17 protein-coding genes are annotated in these 19,016 nt (G+C 72.2%); 13 read left to right on the forward strand and 4 right to left on the reverse strand.

Going from position 1 to position 19,016, the window contains the following annotated elements:
• Position 1: 1 nt before the first annotated feature.
• On the reverse strand, positions 2–5,089 hold the full coding sequence (locus FB382_RS00795; protein ID WP_182535950.1) for an nSTAND1 domain-containing NTPase: 5,088 nt from the start codon (positions 5,087–5,089) through the stop codon (positions 2–4).
• Positions 5,090–5,190: 101 nt separating this feature from the next.
• Between FB382_RS00795 and FB382_RS00800 the strand changes: the two genes are divergently transcribed.
• On the forward strand, positions 5,191–6,417 hold the full coding sequence (locus FB382_RS00800; RefSeq protein ID WP_182535952.1) for an MFS transporter: 1,227 nt from the start codon (positions 5,191–5,193) through the stop codon (positions 6,415–6,417).
• Positions 6,418–6,448: 31 nt separating this feature from the next.
• Here FB382_RS00800 and FB382_RS00805 read toward each other — a convergent pair whose 3' ends face one another.
• Complete coding sequence (locus FB382_RS00805) at positions 6,449–7,063, reverse strand: TetR/AcrR family transcriptional regulator (protein WP_182535955.1); 615 nt, start codon at positions 7,061–7,063, stop codon at positions 6,449–6,451.
• Positions 7,064–7,156: 93 nt separating this feature from the next.
• Between FB382_RS00805 and npdG the strand changes: the two genes are divergently transcribed.
• The 10 genes from npdG to FB382_RS00855 all read left to right on the forward strand — a co-directional run bounded on the left by npdG (position 7,157) and on the right by FB382_RS00855 (position 15,436).
• Positions 7,157–7,831 (forward strand): NADPH-dependent F420 reductase, encoded by a 675-nt coding sequence (gene npdG, locus FB382_RS00810; protein WP_182535957.1) that lies wholly within the window; start codon positions 7,157–7,159, stop codon positions 7,829–7,831.
• Positions 7,831–9,051, forward strand: coding sequence for an acyl-CoA dehydrogenase family protein (locus tag FB382_RS00815; RefSeq protein ID WP_182535959.1), 1,221 nt, complete (start codon positions 7,831–7,833; stop codon positions 9,049–9,051). The genes npdG and FB382_RS00815 overlap by 1 nt, the downstream gene beginning before the upstream one ends.
• A 21-nt stretch (positions 9,052–9,072) precedes the next feature.
• On the forward strand, positions 9,073–10,023 hold the full coding sequence (locus FB382_RS00820; protein ID WP_182535961.1) for a glucosyl-3-phosphoglycerate synthase: 951 nt from the start codon (positions 9,073–9,075) through the stop codon (positions 10,021–10,023).
• Positions 10,020–10,883, forward strand: coding sequence for a dihydropteroate synthase (gene folP / locus FB382_RS00825; protein WP_182535963.1), 864 nt, complete (start codon positions 10,020–10,022; stop codon positions 10,881–10,883). The genes FB382_RS00820 and folP overlap by 4 nt, the downstream gene beginning before the upstream one ends.
• Before the next feature lie 260 nt (positions 10,884–11,143).
• Positions 11,144–11,452 carry a class III extradiol ring-cleavage dioxygenase family protein gene (locus FB382_RS21945; RefSeq protein ID WP_246377071.1) on the forward strand — a complete coding sequence of 103 codons (309 nt, stop codon included), beginning with the start codon at positions 11,144–11,146 and terminating at the stop codon, positions 11,450–11,452.
• Entirely contained in the window at positions 11,449–12,132 is a 684-nt protein-coding gene (locus FB382_RS00835; protein ID WP_182535968.1) for a dihydrofolate reductase family protein, read from the forward strand. The genes FB382_RS21945 and FB382_RS00835 overlap by 4 nt, the downstream gene beginning before the upstream one ends.
• A complete protein-coding gene (locus FB382_RS00840) occupies positions 12,129–12,887 on the forward strand; it encodes an enoyl-CoA hydratase-related protein (protein ID WP_182535970.1) in 759 nt (252 codons plus the stop codon). The genes FB382_RS00835 and FB382_RS00840 overlap by 4 nt, the downstream gene beginning before the upstream one ends.
• Positions 12,888–13,042: 155 nt before the next feature.
• Entirely contained in the window at positions 13,043–13,852 is an 810-nt protein-coding gene (locus tag FB382_RS00845; protein ID WP_182535972.1) for a hypothetical protein, read from the forward strand.
• Positions 13,810–14,439, forward strand: a complete 630-nt coding sequence (locus tag FB382_RS00850; RefSeq protein ID WP_182535974.1) for a hypothetical protein — start codon at positions 13,810–13,812, stop codon at positions 14,437–14,439. Before FB382_RS00845 ends, FB382_RS00850 begins: the two co-directional genes overlap by 43 nt.
• Positions 14,440–14,479: 40 nt before the next feature.
• Entirely contained in the window at positions 14,480–15,436 is a 957-nt protein-coding gene (locus FB382_RS00855) for a CAP domain-containing protein (protein ID WP_182535976.1), read from the forward strand.
• A 49-nt stretch (positions 15,437–15,485) separates the two neighbouring features.
• Here FB382_RS00855 and typA read toward each other — a convergent pair whose 3' ends face one another.
• Positions 15,486–17,378, reverse strand: a complete 1,893-nt coding sequence (typA, locus tag FB382_RS00860) for a translational GTPase TypA (protein ID WP_125037506.1) — start codon at positions 17,376–17,378, stop codon at positions 15,486–15,488.
• Between the two features lie 107 nt (positions 17,379–17,485).
• Between typA and FB382_RS00865 the strand changes: the two genes are divergently transcribed.
• Together FB382_RS00865 and FB382_RS00870 are read left to right on the forward strand one after the other, a co-directional pair.
• Entirely contained in the window at positions 17,486–17,959 is a 474-nt protein-coding gene (locus FB382_RS00865; protein ID WP_182535978.1) for a PPOX class F420-dependent oxidoreductase, read from the forward strand.
• Positions 17,956–18,252: a protealysin inhibitor emfourin gene (locus tag FB382_RS00870; RefSeq protein ID WP_182535980.1), complete on the forward strand. Its 297-nt coding sequence runs from the start codon at positions 17,956–17,958 to the stop codon at positions 18,250–18,252. Before FB382_RS00865 ends, FB382_RS00870 begins: the two co-directional genes overlap by 4 nt.
• A 70-nt stretch (positions 18,253–18,322) precedes the next feature.
• Here the strand turns inward: FB382_RS00870 and FB382_RS00875 are convergent, their stop codons facing one another.
• Complete coding sequence (locus FB382_RS00875) at positions 18,323–19,012, reverse strand: aspartate/glutamate racemase family protein (RefSeq protein WP_182535982.1); 690 nt, start codon at positions 19,010–19,012, stop codon at positions 18,323–18,325.
• Positions 19,013–19,016: the final 4 nt, after the last annotated feature.

The following is a 19,016-nucleotide window of genomic DNA, read 5'->3' on the forward strand; positions in this document are numbered from 1 at the left end:
TTCACGAGCAGGTGGACACCTGGGCCCGGCCGGGCAGGACCCGCCGCCACTCGTTCGCCGTCAGGTCACGACCCGCGACCTCACACGCGCGGCGAACGAGGGTGGCGGGATCGATCTGCCACGTCACCGGTTCGAACGGCCCCGCCATTCCGGGGCCGTAGCCCAGCAGGCGTCCCGGGCCGGGCGAAGCTATCCCCAGCTCGGCTGCCCAGGGCGGTGCGGTGAGCCGTTCGGTGGCGGGCGCGGGGCTGGACAGATCGAACATGCGCACCTCGTCGCGACTCGCGGTCAGCAGCTCGTCGCCCGCGAACGCGAGGGACGTCACAGCCGTGCGGTGTGGCTCGAGGCTGAAGGGCTCGAGGGCCCAGTCCGAGGTCGACCACACCTGCACGCGTCCATCGTTGTAGCCGGTGGCGGCTCGGCCGCCGTCGTCGGACAGCGCGAACGCGGTGATCCGCCCTCCAGGTCCCTGCTCCGGGGGCATCGTGAACTCCCCGGTGGTGAGGTCCACGACGTAGAGCCCGAGGCCGTCGACGACCACCAGCTGTCGTGAATCCGGGGTGACCCCGACGAGGCCGGGGGGCTGCGTGGTGGCGCCCGCGGGGGCGGGCGGAGCGGTTCTGAGCGAGACACGGCGCGAGAGGCGGAACGGATCCGTCGTCCACACGCCCAGCGTGCCGTCCGCCAGCAGGGCAGCGATGTGCTGACCGTCGGGAGTCAGCAGGGCCCTCGTCCAGGTTGCCCTCCGGGAGAGGTCCAACGAGCGAGTGCCGCGTACGCCGGAGGCGGTCAGCTCCGTGTCACGACCGGAGTCGTCGAGCAGGTGCCAGACCGGCGGCCCGTGGGACCCATGGGGTGAGACCTCCACGAGGAACCGCGTGCCGTCGCGGTCGCTGCTCGCGCGGCCCAGGTCACCGTCGAGGTCGATCGGCGGGCCCGACGTGCACGCGGGGTCGTTCCGGGGGCACAGGCGGACTTCCGTCCGCGGGCCGTCGACCCTTGTCGCCAGGATCGTGTCCCCACGGGGAGGCACCGTGAAGAGGATGGCGATCGAGTCGCCGATGGCTGCGCCCCGGTCCAGGGCGTGCCACAGGGCCGTCACCCCTGGATCCCACGCGAGCAGCTGGCCATCGGCCCCCGAGGTGTACAGCGACCCACCACTGGCACCGAAGTCCACGTCGGTCACCTCACCGTCGTGACCGTGGAGCTCCTGGACCAGCCTCAGCGGGTGGCCGGTGAAGATCGACGTGCCCCCGAGCCCGGCCGAGGCGAGGTACCGACCGTCGGGTGACCAGGTGAGGTGACCGGGAGCATCCGTCGCGTGGTGATAGACACCCAGCGCGCGACCGGTGCTCGCTGCCGTGAGGACCAGAGCGCTGTCCGTCTGGGTGGCCAGCACCTTGCCGTCGGGCCGGAGCGCGAAGGTCGACCACGTGCCCGAGGCGTTCGGGATCCTGAGCGGTCCTGAGCGATGAACGGACCCGCTGGGGGTGATCGACACCGTTCCGACGACTCGACCCTGGTCACCTTCGTGCGCGGTGAGGGGACTCGGCACGGCGAACAGCCCGCCGTCGGGCGTCGGGTTCCAGACCGCAAAGGACTCGATGCTCGGATGGGCCAGGCCCCCCAGCGGAATGTTGTCCCGGGTCCGGTCCGGGGGTGCCGCCACGGTGGCGAGGTGCGTCGGGCGTCCCGCGCCGACGAGCGGCCAGCTGTCCAGACTCAGGTGGCGGTAGTCGCCGCTGTATCCGGCCGCGACGAGCCGGCGATCCTCGTCGACGAAGGCGAGCTCGCCCGAGGGGCGAGGCACCCGCACCACGCGCGGCTCCTGCTGGTCCAGCGGCCTGGTCGTGTCGTAGACGTGGACCTCGCGGTTAGCGACCAGGGCGAGGAACCGGCTGTCAGGGCTGAACTCGCCCACTCCCGCCCCCGGCGCCACCCCGAGGGTCGCGTGGCTGCGCAGGTCGATCAGGGCGGTTCCGGCCCGACCCACCACCGACGTCACGGCCGCGAGCCGGCCGTCGGGGCTCACCCGGATGTGCCAGGCCGCCCCGACGCCCGGGTGGAGGACCGCGGTCAGGGGCGCGAATCGCTGCAGGAGCGTGAGCATGGTCGCCCGGGTGTCGGAGTTGGTGTCCAGCCGCAGCCCTTGAGCGGCCATGAGCAGGGCGGTGTCGGGCTGACGCTCGACCAGCGCCTGGGCGGCGACGCGTCGCGAGTCGGCGCGCAGGGCGCTGGCCTGGGCGGCGGCCCGCTGCGCGTCGGCGCGATGCTGCTGGTGCAGCGCGAGCCCGGCTGCGAGTGCCGACGCGACGACGGCGAGCGCCAACCCGGCGGCCAGGCCACGGAGCCGGCGGAGGCTGCGCGCCCGCCGTACGCGGTCCTGCTCGTCGAGGTCCCGGCTCGCCCGGAGGAACTCCTGCTCCGGTGGGGTGAGGTCGCCGGGATATGCCTCGGCGAACTCGACGGCCGCGACCAGCCGGGGTCCTCGGTACAGGTCGCCGGGCTGTCGACCTGAGGTGGCCCAGCGGGTCACGGCCGGCGTGAGCTCCCGGCGGAGTCGACGCCCCTCGGCGTCCTCGCGGAGCCAGTCGTGGAGGCGTGGCCACTCGGTGAAGAGCGACTCGTGCGCCACCTCGACGGTCTCCGCGTCGACCGTGAGGAGTCGACGGCCGGCGAAGGTCTCGACGACCCGGGCCGCGGCAACGTCGCCGGGCGGCGCCAGCTCCGCGGCCGGGGCGCGACGACGTACGTAGCGTTCGGACTCGGCCGGGTCCGTGAGGCGCACGAGAACTCGGCGGGCGGCCGTCTGCTCGTCGGCCGTGAGGGACGAGAACGCGGACTCGGCGGCGCGTCGGATGGCGGTGGCAACCCCGCCGGAGGCTCGGTAGGACCGCAGCGTCAACTTGTCGCCGTCGCGGTGTTCCCACAGTGAGAGCAGTGCCGTGGACAGCAGGGGCAGCGCACCCGACAGCTCCCCGGTGTCGGCGAGGACCTGGTCGACCAGGCCGGGCTCCAGCTGCAGCCCCGCGACCAGGGCCGGTTGCTCCACGATCTGCCGCAGCTCGGTCGCTCCGATCGAGCCGAGCAGGACGGTGCCCTCGCCCAACCACGCGCGAAACCGGGGCAGCTCGCTCAGGCGAGGGTAGAAGTCGGACCGCAGGGTGGCCACGACCCGGGTCCCGGGATCCTCCAACGCCTCCGTGAGGAGCTGCTCGAACCTGAGCCGGCTCGGTGGCGGCAGGGTGGTGAGGACCTCCTCCAGCTGGTCGACGACGAGGAGGCGCCCTCCCGTGCCCGGGGCGTGCCAGGCGCCCTCGGAGATCGCGAGGGGGGTCTGCACCTCGATGTGCCACCCCTCGCTCCCGGGCAGCGCCCCTGCCCGGAGTGACGGGACCACTCCCGCCCGCACGATCGACGACTTGCCCGCCCCGGAGGGACCGACCAGTGTCAGGAAGCGAGTGCGCAGGAGGTCCACCAGGAGATCTGCGACGACCCGCTCCCGGCCGAAGAACAGGGCCGCGTCGCCCTCCTGGTAGGCCGCCAGGCCGCGGTACGGCGTGAGCAGCGCCCGGTCGAGACCCTCGTGAGCCCGTCGCAGGTCCTGGGCATGCCGCGCCTCGAGCAACGCCGTCACCGCGGTGTCGTGGTGGTCGCGCATGCGGGCCGCCGCATCGGGGATGTTCGCAGCGGCCGCGGTGAGTCGGGCGCCGGCGCGGCTCGTGGCCCATTGACTCGCGGCCTCGTGCACGGACTGCGGGTCGGTCGGCGCCGAGCGGGCGAAGTCGTCGATCTCGTCCTCAGCCGCCGTGGGGGCGTAGGTGTGGGCGACGTGACGGATGTCGTCGAGCGCGAGTCCGCCGAGGGTGCGTGAGACGAGACGCCGGTCCTTCTCGCAGCGGGCCAGGACCACGCGCACCGGCAACGGGGCCTCCTCCGGAGCGAGGCACAAGACGGTCAGGGTGCCCGCGGACGGCGTCTCGAGGAGCCGGGCGAGCACGGGGGAGGCGGCGGACGGCAGCGTGGCGATGTCGTCGAGGACCACCAGTCGGGTCGAGTCGGCGGAATCGTCCGTCGCGGAGCGGCGCTCGTCGGCGGTCGCAAGCCCCTCGAGGCCCCGGGCGTAGGTGATGGTGGTCCGCTGGGTGCGGGCGACCCTGGCCAGCTCGGCGACGAGCCGGGTCTTGCCGCTCCCCGATGCGCCCTGCACGAGAGCGGTGACCGCCTCGCCGGCCGCCGCGCGGTCGAGCGCCGCGAGCAGCCAGGCGAGGTCGGCGTCGCGACCGACGAAGGTGGGGCCCGGAGCCGCCAGGGCGGCGGGGAGCGGGGGAAGCGCGGGCGCGACCGCGTCCCGGAGGTGCACGTCGTGGCGCAGCACCGCCTGCTCCAGGTCCTGCAGCTCGGGCCCGGGGTCGATGCCGAGCTCGTCCCGCAGGATGTCGCGTGCGCGGCGGAACGTCTCCAGGGCGTCCGCCTGCCTGTCCGCGCCGTAGAGGGCACGCATCAGCTGGGCCCACAGTCGCTCGCGCAAGGGATGGCTGCGGGTCAGCGCCTCCAGCTCGGGGACGAGCTCGACGTGCCGACCGCACTGCAGGTCTGCCTCGATCCGCGCCTCGAGGGCGATGAGTCGCTGCTCCTCGAGCCGCCCGGCCTCGGTGGCCAGCAGCGCGTTCGTGTCCAGGCCGGAGTAGGCGGTTCCGCGCCAGAGGGCGAGTGCCGCGCGGAGCCGCTCTGCCGCCTCGACCGCCTCGCCCGCGTCCAGGCAGCGCATTCCGTCACGGAGCAGGTCCGCGAACCGCCATGCGTCGAGCTCTGACCGATCGAGGTGCAGGGCATAGCCGGCGCCGGTCGTGCGGATCCGCTCCTTCCCGATGGCCTTGCGGACCTGCGAGACGTAGATCTGCAGGGCGTTCACCGCGGTGTTCGGCGGGTCGTGCGGCCAGACCTGCTCGATGAGCGCGTCCCTGGTGACCGTGTGCGGCGCATGGACGGCGAGCACGGCCAGCACGACCTGGGGCAATCGGGCGCCGAGACGCACCGGGCGACCGTCCTCGGCCGCCTCCAGAGGACCGAGAACGCGCAGCTCCATGCCCGCCTCCGCGCTGTGCAGACGCCTTGGACCATCTAACACCGGTTCATTGACGCGAAACCGGACTGCGCTCGCGGATACCCGACGTTAGGTTGTCCCGCATGGACCGGGGGACGGCGCTGGCACCGCTGCGCGAGCAGAACTTCCGGTGGTACTACGCCTCGAGCGCCGTCAACATGGTCGGCAACACGATGGCGCCGGTCGCGCTGGCGTTCGCGGTGCTGCACGTGTCGGACTCGCCCAGCGCGCTGGGCGCGGTGCTGGCGGCCAGCACGATCCCGATGGTGGTCTTCCTGCTGGCCGGGGGCGTGCTCGCCGACCGGCTGCCGCGGGCGCTGCTGCTCCAGGTCGGCGGCTTCGTGCTGGCAGCCACGCAGGGGCTGGCGGCGTACCTCGTCATCAGCGGGACCGCCGAGCTGTGGATGCTGATCGTGCTCGAGGCGCTGAACGGCACGACGCTGGCGCTGATCTTCCCGGCGTACGCCGGCCTCCTCCCGCAGCTCGTGCCGCGCGAGCTGCTCCAGCAGGCCAACGTCCTGCAGGCGGTCGCCCGGGGAACGCTGCGCGTGCTCGGCCCGACGGCCGCCGCGTGGCTGGTGGTCGGGGCCGGGGCGGGCTGGGCGCTGGCGGTCGACGCGATCACCTGGGCGCTGGCGTCGGTGCTGATGGCGCGAGTGTCCGTGCCGCCGCGGATCCGGACGGGCGAGGAGACGACCACGCTGGGCGAGCTGCGGGAGGGCTGGACGTTCTTCCGCCGCACGACCTGGCTGTGGGTGGTCGTGCTGGCGTTCGCGTTCCTCAACGCGATCCACGCAGGCGCCTGGATGACCCTCGGCCCGGCGGTCGCGAAGGAGACGATCGGGGCGAAGGGCTGGGGCTACGCGCTGTCGGCCGAATCGGTCGGCCTGCTGCTGACGACGGCGATCATGCTGCGGCGGCGGCTCGAGCGGCCGCTGCTGGTCGGCATGCTCACGATCTCCGCGCTGGCACTGCCACTGGTGCTGCTCGGCGCCACGCACGCCGTCGTACCCGTCGTGATCGGCGCCTTCGTCGCCGGCGCCGGGATCGAGGTGTTCAACCTCGGCTGGAACCTCGCCATGCAGGAGCACGTCGAGGAGCGGATGCTTTCGCGCGCCTACTCCTACGACGCGCTCGGGTCGCTGATCGCGATGCCGGTCGGGCAGCTGGCCTACGGGGCGCTCGGGGTGGCGTTCGGGTTCAAGGAGGTGCTGGTGATCAGTGGGATCGCGTACGCCGCGATCGCGCTCGCCACGCTCGGCAGCCGGTCGGTGCGGGAGCTGCGGCGGGCGGAGCTGGTGGCGGCCTAGGGGTTTCGAGACGGTTGCTAGCGCAACCTCCTCAACCAGCGAGGGGAGCGAGAACCAGGTCGACGATGGGGCGGACCCGCTCCTCGATGTCCTCGTCGGTCAGCTTGCGGTCGTCGCCGGCCAGGCTGAGCGTCTGGACGATGACCGCGCCGTAGAGGCACTCCACGAGGGTGCGGACCGGGGCGTCGGTGGGGAGCGTGCCGGCCTCGAGGTGGCTCTGCACGATCTCGCTCGCGGCGCCGAGGTGCTGGCCGCTCACGACCTCGGTGAACGAGCCGAGCGGGGTCGGCGCGATCGCGGCCTCCATGGCCATCCGCAGCGTCGCCCAGCCGGCCGGGTCGAGCAGGTAGCGGAACAGGTTGGCGGCGAGCCGCTCGAGGTCGCCGCGGAGCGAACCGGTGTCGACCTGCTCGATGTCCTGGGAGCGGGTCGTGACCGCGTCGGTGAGCAGCGAGTCCTTGTCGCTCCAGCGCAGGTAGACCGTCGACTTGCCGACGCCGGCACGTCGAGCCACGGCGTCCATGGTGAAGCCGGACCAGCCGCGCTCGGCGTACTCCTCGAGCGCCGCTTCGAGGATGCGCTGCTCGGCGCCCTCCTTGCGGGGGCGTCCACGCGCAGGTCTGGGGGCGTGAGCGGGATCGGTCATCCCTCCGATTAGAACACCAACGTCCGGTCAGCGCGCGTGTTCACGGTTCGACCGCGTGTGCCCGGCGTCGGCGGTTCCTGCGACAGTGTCGGCATGACGCTTCCTGACTCGCTCGCCGGCACCACCGTTGCCGTGCTCGGTGGCACCGGCCCGCAGGGCCGCGGCCTCGCCCGCCGGTTCGCCGCCGCCGGCCTCCCCGTCGTGATCGGCTCGCGGTCCGCCGAGCGCGCCGCCGAGGCCGCCGATGCGCTGGCCTCCGACGTCGGCGGCACCGTCACCGGTGCCGACAACGCGGGCGCCGCGACCGCCGGCGACATCGTCGTCGTGGCGGTGCCGTGGGACGGCCACGGCGACCTGCTCAAGTCGCTGGCCTCCGAGCTCGCCGGCAAGGTCGTCGTCGACTGCGTCAACCCGCTCGGCTTCGACAAGCAGGGCGCCTACGCGCTGCACGTCGAGGAGGGCTCCGCCGCCCAGCAGGCCGAGGCGCTGCTGCCCGACTCCACCGTCGTGGGCGCCTTCCACAACGTCTCCGCGGTGCTGCTCGAGGACCCGGCGGTCGAGTCGGTCGACACCGACGTGCTGGTGCTCGGCGACGTGCGCGAGGTGACCGACCTGGTCCAGGACCTCTGCACCACGATCCCGGGCGTCCGCGGCATCTACGGCGGTCGGCTCCGCAACGCCCACCAGGTCGAGGCGTTCACCGCCAACCTGATCTCGATCAACCGTCGCTACAAGGCGCACTCCGGACTGCGGGTCACGGACGTCTGATGTACGTCGCGATGCCGGAGCCCTCGGAGCGGGCCCTCGACCTGCACGCCCGGCTCGTCGAGTTCATGCGCGACGAGGTCTTCCCCGCGGAGGCGTCGTACGCCGCCTATCGGGTCGAGAAGGGCGAGCACGACACCACGCTCCCTCCGGTCGTCGAGGAGCTGAAGGCGTCCGCGAAGGCCCGGGGCCTGTGGAACCTCTTCCTGCCCTCGGAGTCGGGGCTGACCCAGCTGGAGTACGCCCCGCTCGCGGAGCTGTCCGGCTGGTCCAACGAGATCGCGCCCGAGGCGATGAACTGCCAGGCGCCGGACACCGGCAACATGGAGCTGCTCCACCTCATCGGCACCGCCGAGCAGAAGGAGCGGTGGCTGACGCCGCTGCTGGCCGGTGACATCCGGTCCGGCTTCGCGATGACCGAGCCGGCGGTCGCCTCCTCCGACGCGACCAACATCGAGACCTCGATCGTGCGCGACGGCGACGAGTACGTCATCAACGGCCGCAAGTGGTTCACCTCCGGGGCCTCCGACCCGCGGTGCGAGCTGTTCATCCTGATGGGCAAGACCGACCCGTCCGCGGCCACCCACCGGCAGCAGTCGATGGTGCTCGTCCCACGGGACACGCCGGGCGTGACCGTCGGCCGCAACGTGCCGGTCTTCGGCCACTGGGACCAGCACGGCCACCCGGTGACGGAGTTCAACGACGTGCGGGTGCCGGTGACCAACCTGCTGGGCGAGGAGGGCGGCGGCTTCGCGGCCGCCCAGGCCCGGCTCGGCCCCGGCCGGATCCACCACGTGATGCGGGCGCTCGGCGCCGGCGAGCGGGCGCTGGCGCTGATGGTCAAGCGCGTGCAGGAGCGGGTGGCCTTCGGCAAGACGCTGGCCGAGCAGGGCGCGGTGAAGGAGCGGATCGCGGAGTCGCGGATCGAGCTCGACCAGGCCCGCGCGCTGTGCCACCAGGCCGCCCACGTCATCGACTCCCAGGGCAACAAGGCCGCGCGCCACCTCGTCGCGGAGGCGAAGGTCGCCGTGCCGCGTGCGGTGCTGGCCGTCATCGACCGCGCGATCCAGGTGCACGGCGGGATGGGTGTCACCGACGACGTACCCCTCGCCGCCATGTGGGGCTGGCACCGCGCCATGCGGCTCTTCGACGGACCCGACGAGGTGCACCTGACCACGCTGGCCCGTGCCGAGCTGGGCAGGGAGCCTCTCTTCAGGTTCTGAGCGCCGGATAGTGTCGCGGCCATGAGTGGGCAGGCGTGGTTCGACCGCAACACCCACCACTGGGACGACTGGACGCTGGAGTCGCTGCTCGCGGCCAAGGGGTCGACAAGGGTGAGCCTCGTGGTGCCCGCGCGCAACGAGGCCGCGACCGTCGGCGACGTCGTGACGCGGGTCCGCTCGGCGCTGGTGGAGACCGTGCAGCTGCTCGACGAGATCGTGGTGATCGACTCCGACTCCACCGACGACACCTACGCCGTGGCGTCCGATGCGGGGGCCGTCGTGCACCGCTCCGCCGAGATCCGGCCGGACCTCGGGTCGGTGCCCGGCAAGGGCGAGGCGATGTGGAAGTCGCTGTTCGTGACGACCGGCGACGTCGTGGTGTTCATGGACGCCGACCTGCTCGACTGGGACACCCACTTCGTGCCCGGGCTGCTCGGGCCGCTGCTGACGCGTCCGGACGTGGCGCTGGTGAAGGGCTTCTACGAGCGGCCGCTGGTGTCCGGCTCCGACGTGGCGGCCTATGAGGGCGGCCGGGTCACCGAGCTCGTCGCCCGGCCGCTGATCGCGCTGGACTTCCCCGAGCTCGGCGGGCTCGTGCAGCCGCTGGCGGGGGAGTGGGCGGTGCGGCGGTCGCTCTTCGAGAAGCTGCGCGTGCCGACCGGGTACGCCGTGGAGCTGGCCGCGCTGGCCGACACCGCCGCGACGCTGGGGATCGACGCGATCGCGCAGGTCGACCTCGGTCGGCGGGCCCACCGCCACCAGGCGCTGCGCGACCTCGGCGCGATGGCGACCCAGATCATGGCTGCGGCCGCGCTGCGCCGTGGGTCGCGGGACAGCCTCGACCACCGTGACGTCGTGCTGCGGCAGTACCACCCGGCCGATGTTCCTGGGGCCATCGAGGCCGTCGACCGGGTCGTGGCGGTGGGCGAGCGTCCGCCGGCCGCGGGCTTCCTGGCCGGGTCCCTCGCATGACGTTGCAGCTGGGCCGGCACGCGTTCGCCGACGACGCGACGCTGATGATGGCGATCGTCAACCGCACCCCCGACTCGTTCTACGACAAGGGCGCGACCTGGGCGGAGGACAAGGCGTTCGAGCGGGTCGCCCTGGTCGTCTCGCAGGGTGCGGAGATCGTGGACATCGGCGGCATCAAGGCCGCGCCCGGCGTCTTCATCGACGAGGCCGAGGAGCGCGATCGGGTCGTGGACTTCGTCGCGCGGGTGCGTGCTGAGTATCCGGACCTGGTGATCTCCGTCGACACCTGGCGCGCCTCGGTCGGCGCGGCCGCGTGCGAGGCCGGGGCCGACGTGCTCAACGACGCTTGGGGCGGGGCCGACCCGGAGCTGGTCGACGTGGCGGCGTCGTACGGCGCGGGGCTGATCTGCACCCACACCGGCGGCGTGACGCCGCGGACCCGGCCCTATCGGATCGAGTACGACGACGTGGTGGCCTCCGCGATCGCGGACACCGTGGCCTATGCGTCGCGTGCGCTGTCGGCTGGTGTCTCCCGGTCGTCGATCGTGATCGACCCGGCCCACGACTTCGGCAAGAACACCTTCCACTCGCTGGAGGTCACGCGGCGGCTGGGCGAGATGGTCGACACCGGCTGGCCGGTGCTGGTCTCGCTGTCCAACAAGGACTTCGTGGGCGAGACGCTCGACCTGCCCGTGGGGGAGCGGCTGCTGGGCACGCTGTCGGCGACCGCGATCTGCGCGCTTGCGGGTGCGCGGATCTACCGCGTGCACGAGGTCGCCGAGACCCGACAGGTGGTCGACATGGCGTGGACGATCGCGGGCCGGCGGCCGCCCGCGCGGGCGATCCGGGGGTTGCAGTGATCGTGCTCGTGCCGGGCGTGCTGGCCTTGCTCCCGTCGTACGCCGGACTCGTGGATCCCGTCGCCCCGTTGCGCGCCGCGTGCCTGGAGGCCGTCTCGGGTTTCTCTGCTGCGCCGGTCAGCATCGTCGGCACGCCGCAGGGGGTGCGGGTGGGGGAGTCGTTGCTGGTGGCGTGCGGTCGAAATCGTTCAATTGCTGGGAAAAGCACCGGTTCTTTGCCTCCCGAGGTGTCAAACCCAGCAATTGAACGATCTGACACCGTGCGCCGGGACTACCTCGTCGTCGCCAACGGGTCGGCCTGCCGGACCGAGAAGGCGCCGGGTCACCTCGACGAGCGGGCGGCGGCGTTCGACGCGGCGATCGAGCGTGCCCTGCTGGCCAACGACGCGGACGCGCTCGCTGCGCTGGACGAGACGCTGGCGACCGAGCTGTGGGCCGACGTGGCCGGGCTGCGCGAGCTCGGCCCGCTGCTGAGCGACCATGGCGCACCGACCGTGCACTACGCCGACGACCCGTTCGGCGTGCAGTACTGGGTGATGAGCTGGCAGACCGAGGGGGAGCAACGATGAGAGCGCTGATCGGCCCGCACGCGGGCACCGGGGACCTGACCGACGAGCAGCTGGCGGAGGTCTACGCGCCACCCTCGACGCCGTGGCTGCGCGTCAACATGGTCAGCACCGTCGACGGGTCCGCCACCGGCGACTCCGGCAAGAGCGGCTCGATCAACAACGACGCCGACAAGCGCGTCTTCGACACCCTGCGCCGGCTCGCCGACGCCGTCGTGGTCGGTGCCGGGACGGCGCGGATCGAGGGCTACCGGCCGGCCGACAAGCCGACCGTCGTGGTCAGCCGGCACGCCGCGGTGCCCGAGAAGCTGCGGGGTGCCGCGCCCGGGCTCGTCCAGATGGCCACCGGCGCGGCCGCCGACCACCTCGAGGAGGCGCGCACCCTCCTCGGCAACGACCACGTCCACGTGCTCGGCAGCCACCGCGTCGACCTCTCGGCCCTCAAGGCCCGGCTCGCCGAGCGCGGCCTGACCCACCTGCTCTCCGAGGGCGGCCCGCACCTGCTCCGCGACCTGGTCGCGCAGGGCGCCGCCGACGAGCTCACGGCGACGTTCGTGCCGCGCATGGTGGCCGGGTCGCACCCGCGGATCACCGACGGGCCGGAGATCGACGTACACCTCGAGCTGGCGACGCTCCTCGAGGAGGACGGCACCCTGCTCGGCCGCTGGCTGGTCACGCCGTGACCGACGACCTGCGCGTCGAGCGCGGCGACGGCGTCGTCGAGGTGACCTTCGACCGGCCGCACCGGCACAACGCCTTCACGACGGCGATGTACGCCGGGATGCGCGACCTGTGCGCCGAGCTCCGCGACGACACGTCGGTCAAGGTCGTGGTGCTGCGCGGCGCCGGCGGGCGGGCGTTCGCGGCGGGCAACGAGATCACCGACTTCCTCTCGGCCGACGCGGTGGAGTACGAGACCTGGATCCGCGAGCTGCTCGAGGCGCTCTTCGCGCTGCCGCAGGTCACGATCGCGGCGGTCGACGGGGTGTGCGTCGGCGGCGGTCTCGCGGTCGCCACCCACTGCGACCTGCGGATCGCGACCCGGCACTCGCGGTTCGGCTACCCCATCGCCCGCACCCTCGGCAACGCCCTCTCCTCCTCGATCGTCTACCGCTGCGCGGCCGTCTTCGGGGAGTCGCTCACCCGCGAGATGCTGCTGACCTCGCGGCTCTGCGACGCCGACCGGGCGTACGCCGTCGGGGCGCTCATGGCGGTCACCGACGACCTCTCGGGCGAGGTCGCGACCGTCGTCGACGGGCTGCGGCACGCGTCGGGGGTGACCCTGCGGGCCACGAAGCGACAGCTGCTGGCTCGCGCGCGCCTGCTCGAGGCCAACCCGGACTTCGACGAGGCGCTCCTCCACGAGGTCTACACCGGCCCCGACTTCGCCGAGGGTGTCCGGGCGTTCGTGGCGAAGGAGAAGCCGAAGTTCGCGTGAGCTCTGGGATAGTCCGGCACGTTTCCGTTGCCCGGAGGGCCCCCGAACAACGGAAGCGTGCCGGACTATCGCCCCCGGGGCGCCCCAGCCCCCACCTAGAGGAATTTCCTGCACGGACCGGGCCACTGCCGGACTCGGATCCGCACGATAGGCGCATGACCGCGACTCCCGTCACCGCGCGCCCGGTCCTCGTGGGCAACCGCCTCGTCCTCGCGGGGTCGGTCCTCTACCTCCTCGAGTGGGTGGCGATCTTCGCTGCCAGCGTCGACGTCCCGCTGGGGGCGGAGGCCTCCACGGCCGACGTGACGTCGGGCTACGCCGGCCACACCACCGCGCTGGGATGGGCGTCGGGCTGGTTCAGCGTCGTCCTCCTCGGCCGTCTCCTGATCGTCACCGGGATCCGCTCGGCGTTGGCGGACTCCGGCCGACCGCGGCACCTCATGGACGTCGCGGTGTTGGCCATGGGGGTGAGCGTGGCGATCGAGATCACGACGTACGCCGTGGTGCCCGGCGCCGCGTGGTACCTCGACCACGGCGGGTCCATCGACACCGTGCGTGCCCTCGATGCTGCGACGTTCACCATGAACAACGCGATCTTCGGCCCGCTGGGCGTCGCCGTCCTGTGCTCCGCGGCGGCCATGTGGTCCTCCGGGCTGTTCCCGCGGGTGCTGTGCGTCCTCGGCGTCCTCGCCGGCGTCGGCAACGCCCTGGTCGGGCTGATGTTCTCGGCGCCGGCGGTCACGGGCATCGCCGAGATGCTCCGCGTCGCCGTGGTGCTGTTCTGGGGCTGGATGCTGTGGACCGGTGTGCTGTGCTGGAGCCGGACCACCCGGGTCCCGGGCACGACCACTAGGGGCGGGCTCACACCCCAGCAACGCGGCAAGATGCCACGGGCGGACCGCCGTACCCCTACGGTGGTGCCATGCGCTCTGACTGGGTACCGGTGTCGGCCGCCGCCCTCCTGACAGGCGCGATGGCGCTGACGTTCGGCTCGCTGATCATGCCGAGCACGCGCGGCACGGCGGACACCCTGACGATCGTGCAGCAGGACGGCGGCCGGTGGATGGCGGTCGCGTCCATCTACTTCCTCGCCTCGGTCGCGCTGACCCTGGGGCTGCCGGCTGCGCTGACCCTCTTCGAGCGCCGCGGCCGCCAGCTGAGCATGGTCTCGGCCGTGGTGCTGGCGGTCGGGTTCCTGGGCACCGCGGGCTACGCGATGCTGATGGTGTTCTTCCACTCCCTGGTCGTCACCGGCGCGATCCGCGACCAGGGCATCGAGGACATCGCCCACGAGACCGGGCTGGCGATCTTCCTCTACGGGTGGATCGTGGCGTTCTTCCTCGGCGAGACGCTCTTCGCGATCGCCCTCCTCCGGGCGCGTACGACGCCCACCTGGGTGCCGATCGTGATGCTCACCCACGTCGCGTCGGTGTTCGTCAGCCAGCTCGTGCCCGACCTGCTGTCGCGCTCGTTCGTGCTGCTGCTGGCGGTCGCGTTCGCCGGCATCTCCATCGAGGCGGTCGCGCGGGACAACGCGCAGCGGGTCCGCTAGGGGCTTCACGTACGGCCCGTTCCGTCCTACGGTGGGGCGCGTGGCTGCCACACCTCTCGGGGTGCGCGGACTGGCCATGGTCCGACGCACGTTGGCCCTCGCTCTCGGTGCAGGGCTGCTGCTGGGTGCGTGCCCGGCGGTCGCCTCCACTCCCTCGGGAGCGATCGACACCTCGTCGAAGGCGTCGGTCCGGGACGCCTGGAACACCCGGATGGCGCCCAACCTCGACGTCGAGTCCGGCTGGACCGGGTCCGTCGACGACTGCACGCCCGGGCACCCCTCGGACGCTGCCCAGCAGGCGACCCTGGAGTCGGTGAACTTCGTGCGCGCGATGGCCGGGCTCGACCCGGTGGGCTTCAGCGGCAAGCTCAACCGCGAGGCGCAGGCCGCGGCGCTGATCATGGACGCCAACGACGCGCTCAGCCACGACCCGCCGTCGGACTGGAAGTGCTGGACCCAGACCGGGCACGACGCCGCCGGCCACTCCAACATCGCCCTGACCTCGGGGGAGATGCACGCCGGCCAGTCGGTGCAGCTCTACATGGACGACCCCGGCCCCGGTAACCGCGCGGCCGGGCACCGGCGGTGGGTGCTCAACCCGTACGTCGACACGATGGGCAACGGGCTGACGACCCAGGCCGACTCGCTCTACGTCTTCGGTCCGACGGACGACCGCAACACCAACCCTGCCTGGGTCGCGTGGCCGACGCGCGGCTGGTTCCCCGGCCCGCTGGAGCCGGGCGGCCGGTGGTCGCTGTCGTCGGGCGACGCCACCGCCGACTTCTCGCACGCGACCGTGGTGGTCAAGCGCGGCAGCACGACGAAGACACGGCTCAAGGTCACCCGGTTCGCGCCGGTGGTCGGCTACGGGCAGCCGACGCTGGTCTTCCAGGTGGCCGGGGTCCGCGCGACCGGGACCTACACGGTGGTCGTGCGGGACATCCGGGGCGGCGGGCCGGCCAGGCACCGGTACGTCGTACGCCTCTTCAAGCCCTGAAACGACAACGACCCGCCCGAGTGACTCGGACGGGTGGTTGCGACGCGCGCTACTTGGACTTGCGGGCCCGGCTCGCGATCTTCGCCCGCTCGTTCTGGTCGAGAATGACCTTGCGGATCCGGACCGTCTCGGGGGTGACCTCGACGCACTCGTCGTCGCGGCAGAACTCCAGGCACTGCTCGAGCGAGAGCTTCTTCGGCGGGATGAGCTTCTCGAAGTTGTCGGAGGTGGCGGACCGGATGTTGGTCTGCTGCTTCTCCTTGGTGATGTTGACGTCCATGTCGTCGGCGCGGGAGTTCTCGCCGACGATCATGCCCTCGTAGACCTCGGTGGTCGGCTCGACGAACATGACGCCGCGCTCCTGCAGCGAGGTCATGGCGTACGCCGTGGCGGCACCCTTGCGGTCGGCGACGAGCGAGCCGTTGTTGCGGCTGCGGATCTCGCCGGCCCACGGCTCGTAGCCCTCGGAGATGTGGTGGGCGATGCCGGTGCCGCGGGTGTCGGTGAGGAACTCCGTGCGGAAGCCGATCAGACCGCGGGCGGGGACCAGGAACTCCATGCGGACCCAGCCGGTGCCGTGGTTGGTCATCTGCTCCATGCGGCCCTTGCGGACGGCCAGCAGCTCGGTGATGGCGCCGAGGTACTCCTCCGGCGCGTCGATCGTCAGGCGCTCGACGGGCTCGTGGACCTTGCCGTCGACCTCCTTGGTGACGACCTGCGGCTTGCCGACGGTCAGCTCGAAGCCCTCGCGGCGCATCTGCTCGACCAGGATGGCCAGCGCCAGCTCGCCGCGGCCCTGCACCTCCCACGCGTCGGGACGCTCGGTCGGGAGGATCCGCAGCGACACGTTGCCGATGAGCTCGGAGTCGAGGCGGTCCTTGACGAGGCGGGCGGTGACCTTGGAGCCCTTGACCCGGCCGACCAGCGGCGAGGTGTTGGTGCCGATGGTCATCGAGATGGCCGGCTCGTCGACGTGGATGAGCGGCAGCGCCTTCGGGTTCTCCGGGTCGGCCAGGGTCTCGCCGATGGTGATGTCCGGGATGCCCGCGATGGCCACGATGTCGCCGGGGCCGGCGGACTCGCCGGGCTTGCGCTCGAGGCCCTCGGTGACGAGGAGCTCGGTGATGCGGACGTTCTTGGACGTGCCGTCGCGGCGGATCCACGCGACGGTCTGGCCCTTCTTCAGGTGGCCCTGGTGGATGCGCAGCAGCGCGAGGCGGCCGAGGAACGGCGAGGAGTCGAGGTTGGTGACGTGGGCCTGGAGCGGCGCGCCCTCGTCGTACGTCGGAGCGGGGATCGTCTCGAGGATCGTCTTGAACAGCGGCTCGAGGTCGGGGGAGTCCGGCAGCTCGCCGTTCTCGGGCGCCTCGAGGCCGGCGACACCGGCGCGGCCGGAGGCGTAGACGACGGGGAAGTCGAGCGCGTCCTGGCTGTGGTGCTCGTCGAGCAGGTCCATGAAGAGCTCGTAGGTCTCGTCGACGACCTCGGCGATCCGGGCGTCACCGCGGTCGGTCTTGTTCACGACCAGGATGACCGGCATGTCGGCGTTGAGCGCCTTGCGCAGCACGAAGCGGGTCTGGGGGAGCGGGCCCTCGGACGCGTCGACGAGGAGCACGATGCCGTCGACCATGGACAGGCCGCGCTCGACCTCGCCACCGAAGTCGGCGTGGCCCGGGGTGTCGATGATGTTGATCGTCATCGGCTTGCCCTCGGCCGCGGCACCCGCGTAGTGGATCGCGGTGTTCTTCGCGAGGATGGTGATGCCCTTCTCGCGCTCGAGGTCACCGGAGTCCATGACCCGGTCCCCGACACCCTCGGCCTGGTGCTCGGTGAACGCGCCGCCCTGGCGGAGCATGGCGTCGACGAGCGTGGTCTTGCCGTGGTCGACGTGCGCGACGATGGCGACGTTGCGCAGGTCGGTGCGGAGAGTGTTTCCAGTCATGGGGAGGTACGACGTCACTTTCAGTGGCGGGTGCGGACGGGCCGAAGGCCTCGTCGAGTCTACGGCGCCGGGCGCCCGGCCCTCGCATCGCCGGTTACCGTCGGACCATGCCCCAGATCGCGACCACCGACCGTGTCGAGCTGCCCGCGTTGCTCGACTTCGTCCGCCCGCGCCACCGGATGACGCTCGTCACGACGCGCCGCGGCGGCCGCCCGCAGCTCTCGCCGGTCTCCGGCGGGGTGTCCGCGTCGGGCGCCATCGTCATCTCGACCTACCCCGACCGCGCCAAGGCGGTGAACCTCCGCCGCGACCCGTCGGCGTCGGTGCTCGTGCACTCCGACGAGTGGAACGACCCCTACGTCCAGGTCGACGGGACCGCCGAAGTGCTGGACATGCCGTCGCAGGAGGCGGAGGACGCGCTGGTGGAGTACTTCCGGTGCATCTCCGGCGAGCACCCGGACTGGGCGGAGTACCGCGCCGCCATGCGCCAGCAGGGCAAGTCGCTGATCCGGATCACGCCGACGTCCTGGGGACCGATCGCGACCGGCGGCTTCCCGCCGGACCGGGCGCCGTCCGCATGACGTTCACGCCGTCGGGCCCGTCGGGTCCGTCGTCGCTCGTGCGGGTCCGGCGGACCGGCGGGTTCGCCGGCCGGGTCGCGGAGGCGTCGCTCGACCTGGACGGCGACGACCCGCGGGTCGCCGAGGCGCGCGCCCTGCTGGCGGCGATCGACGTACGACGTCTGCGTGGGGGTGACCCGCACCCGGACCTGTTCATCTACGCCTTCGACCTGGCCGGGCCGCGGGTGACCGTGCCGGAGCAGCTGCTGACCGAGGAGCTGCGGCGGCTGGTGGAGCTGGTGTTCTCGGGATAGTCCGGCACGTTTCTGTTGTTCGGGGGCTCACCGAACAACGATTTCGTGACGGACTATCCGGGCGAGTCGCTCAGGCCAGGGCCCGGTCCAGCGCCGCCTCGACGTGGAGGGTGGTGCAGGGGAAGACCGGCAGGTCGACGTCGGCCTGCTTGATGAGGAGCTCGAGCTCGGTGCAGCCGAGGAGCACGCCGGCGGCGCCGGCGTCCCACAGCTCCTCGACGATCGAGACGACCCGGCGGCGGGTGCGGTCGAGCACGTGGCCGTGCACGAGCTCCTCGTAGATCGCCGCGTTGAGCCAGTCGTGGTGCTCCTGGGCCGGGACGATCGCGGTCACGCCGTGCTGGGCGAGCCGGTCGATGAAGAAGCCGTCCTCCATCGCGACCTTGGTGCCGATGAAGCCCACCTTCGTGACGCCCTGCGCCTGGCAGGCCTCCGCGACCACGTCGGCGAGGTGGATGAGCGGGATGCCGACGGCCGCCTCGACCTGGTCGGCGACCTTGTGGAAGGTCGTGGTGCACAGCAGCAGGAAGTCCGCACCGGCTCGCTCCACCCCCCGCGCGGCGTCGGCGAGCAGCTCGCCGATCTGCGGCCAGCGCTGGCCGTCCTCGAGGTCGGTCAGCTCCGCGAAGTCGACGGTGCTCAGCACGAGCCGCGGCGAGGAGAGCCCGCCCAGCCGCTTCTGCACGCCCAGGTTGAGGTCGCGGTAGTAGACCGCGCTGCTCTCCCAGCTCATCCCGCCGACAAGTCCGATGGTCTGCATCCGG

The organism is Nocardioides ginsengisegetis (genome assembly GCF_014138045.1).
GTDB lineage: Bacteria > Actinomycetota > Actinomycetes > Propionibacteriales > Nocardioidaceae > Nocardioides > Nocardioides ginsengisegetis.

Coding starts and splice junctions, on each gene's coding strand:
- FB382_RS00795 (WP_182535950.1), bottom strand. CDS start 5,089: ATGGAGCTGCGCGTTCTCGGTCCTCTGGAGGCGGCCGAGGACGGTCGC.
- FB382_RS00800 (WP_182535952.1), top strand. CDS start 5,191: ATGGACCGGGGGACGGCGCTGGCACCGCTGCGCGAGCAGAACTTCCGG.
- FB382_RS00805 (WP_182535955.1), bottom strand. CDS start 7,063: ATGACCGATCCCGCTCACGCCCCCAGACCTGCGCGTGGACGCCCCCGC.
- npdG (WP_182535957.1), top strand. CDS start 7,157: ATGACGCTTCCTGACTCGCTCGCCGGCACCACCGTTGCCGTGCTCGGT.
- FB382_RS00815 (WP_182535959.1), top strand. CDS start 7,831: ATGTACGTCGCGATGCCGGAGCCCTCGGAGCGGGCCCTCGACCTGCAC.
- FB382_RS00820 (WP_182535961.1), top strand. CDS start 9,073: ATGAGTGGGCAGGCGTGGTTCGACCGCAACACCCACCACTGGGACGAC.
- folP (WP_182535963.1), top strand. CDS start 10,020: ATGACGTTGCAGCTGGGCCGGCACGCGTTCGCCGACGACGCGACGCTG.
- FB382_RS00835 (WP_182535968.1), top strand. CDS start 11,449: ATGAGAGCGCTGATCGGCCCGCACGCGGGCACCGGGGACCTGACCGAC.
- FB382_RS00845 (WP_182535972.1), top strand. CDS start 13,043: ATGACCGCGACTCCCGTCACCGCGCGCCCGGTCCTCGTGGGCAACCGC.
- FB382_RS00850 (WP_182535974.1), top strand. CDS start 13,810: ATGCGCTCTGACTGGGTACCGGTGTCGGCCGCCGCCCTCCTGACAGGC.
- typA (WP_125037506.1), bottom strand. CDS start 17,378: ATGACTGGAAACACTCTCCGCACCGACCTGCGCAACGTCGCCATCGTC.
- FB382_RS00865 (WP_182535978.1), top strand. CDS start 17,486: ATGCCCCAGATCGCGACCACCGACCGTGTCGAGCTGCCCGCGTTGCTC.
- FB382_RS00870 (WP_182535980.1), top strand. CDS start 17,956: ATGACGTTCACGCCGTCGGGCCCGTCGGGTCCGTCGTCGCTCGTGCGG.
- FB382_RS00875 (WP_182535982.1), bottom strand. CDS start 19,012: ATGCAGACCATCGGACTTGTCGGCGGGATGAGCTGGGAGAGCAGCGCG.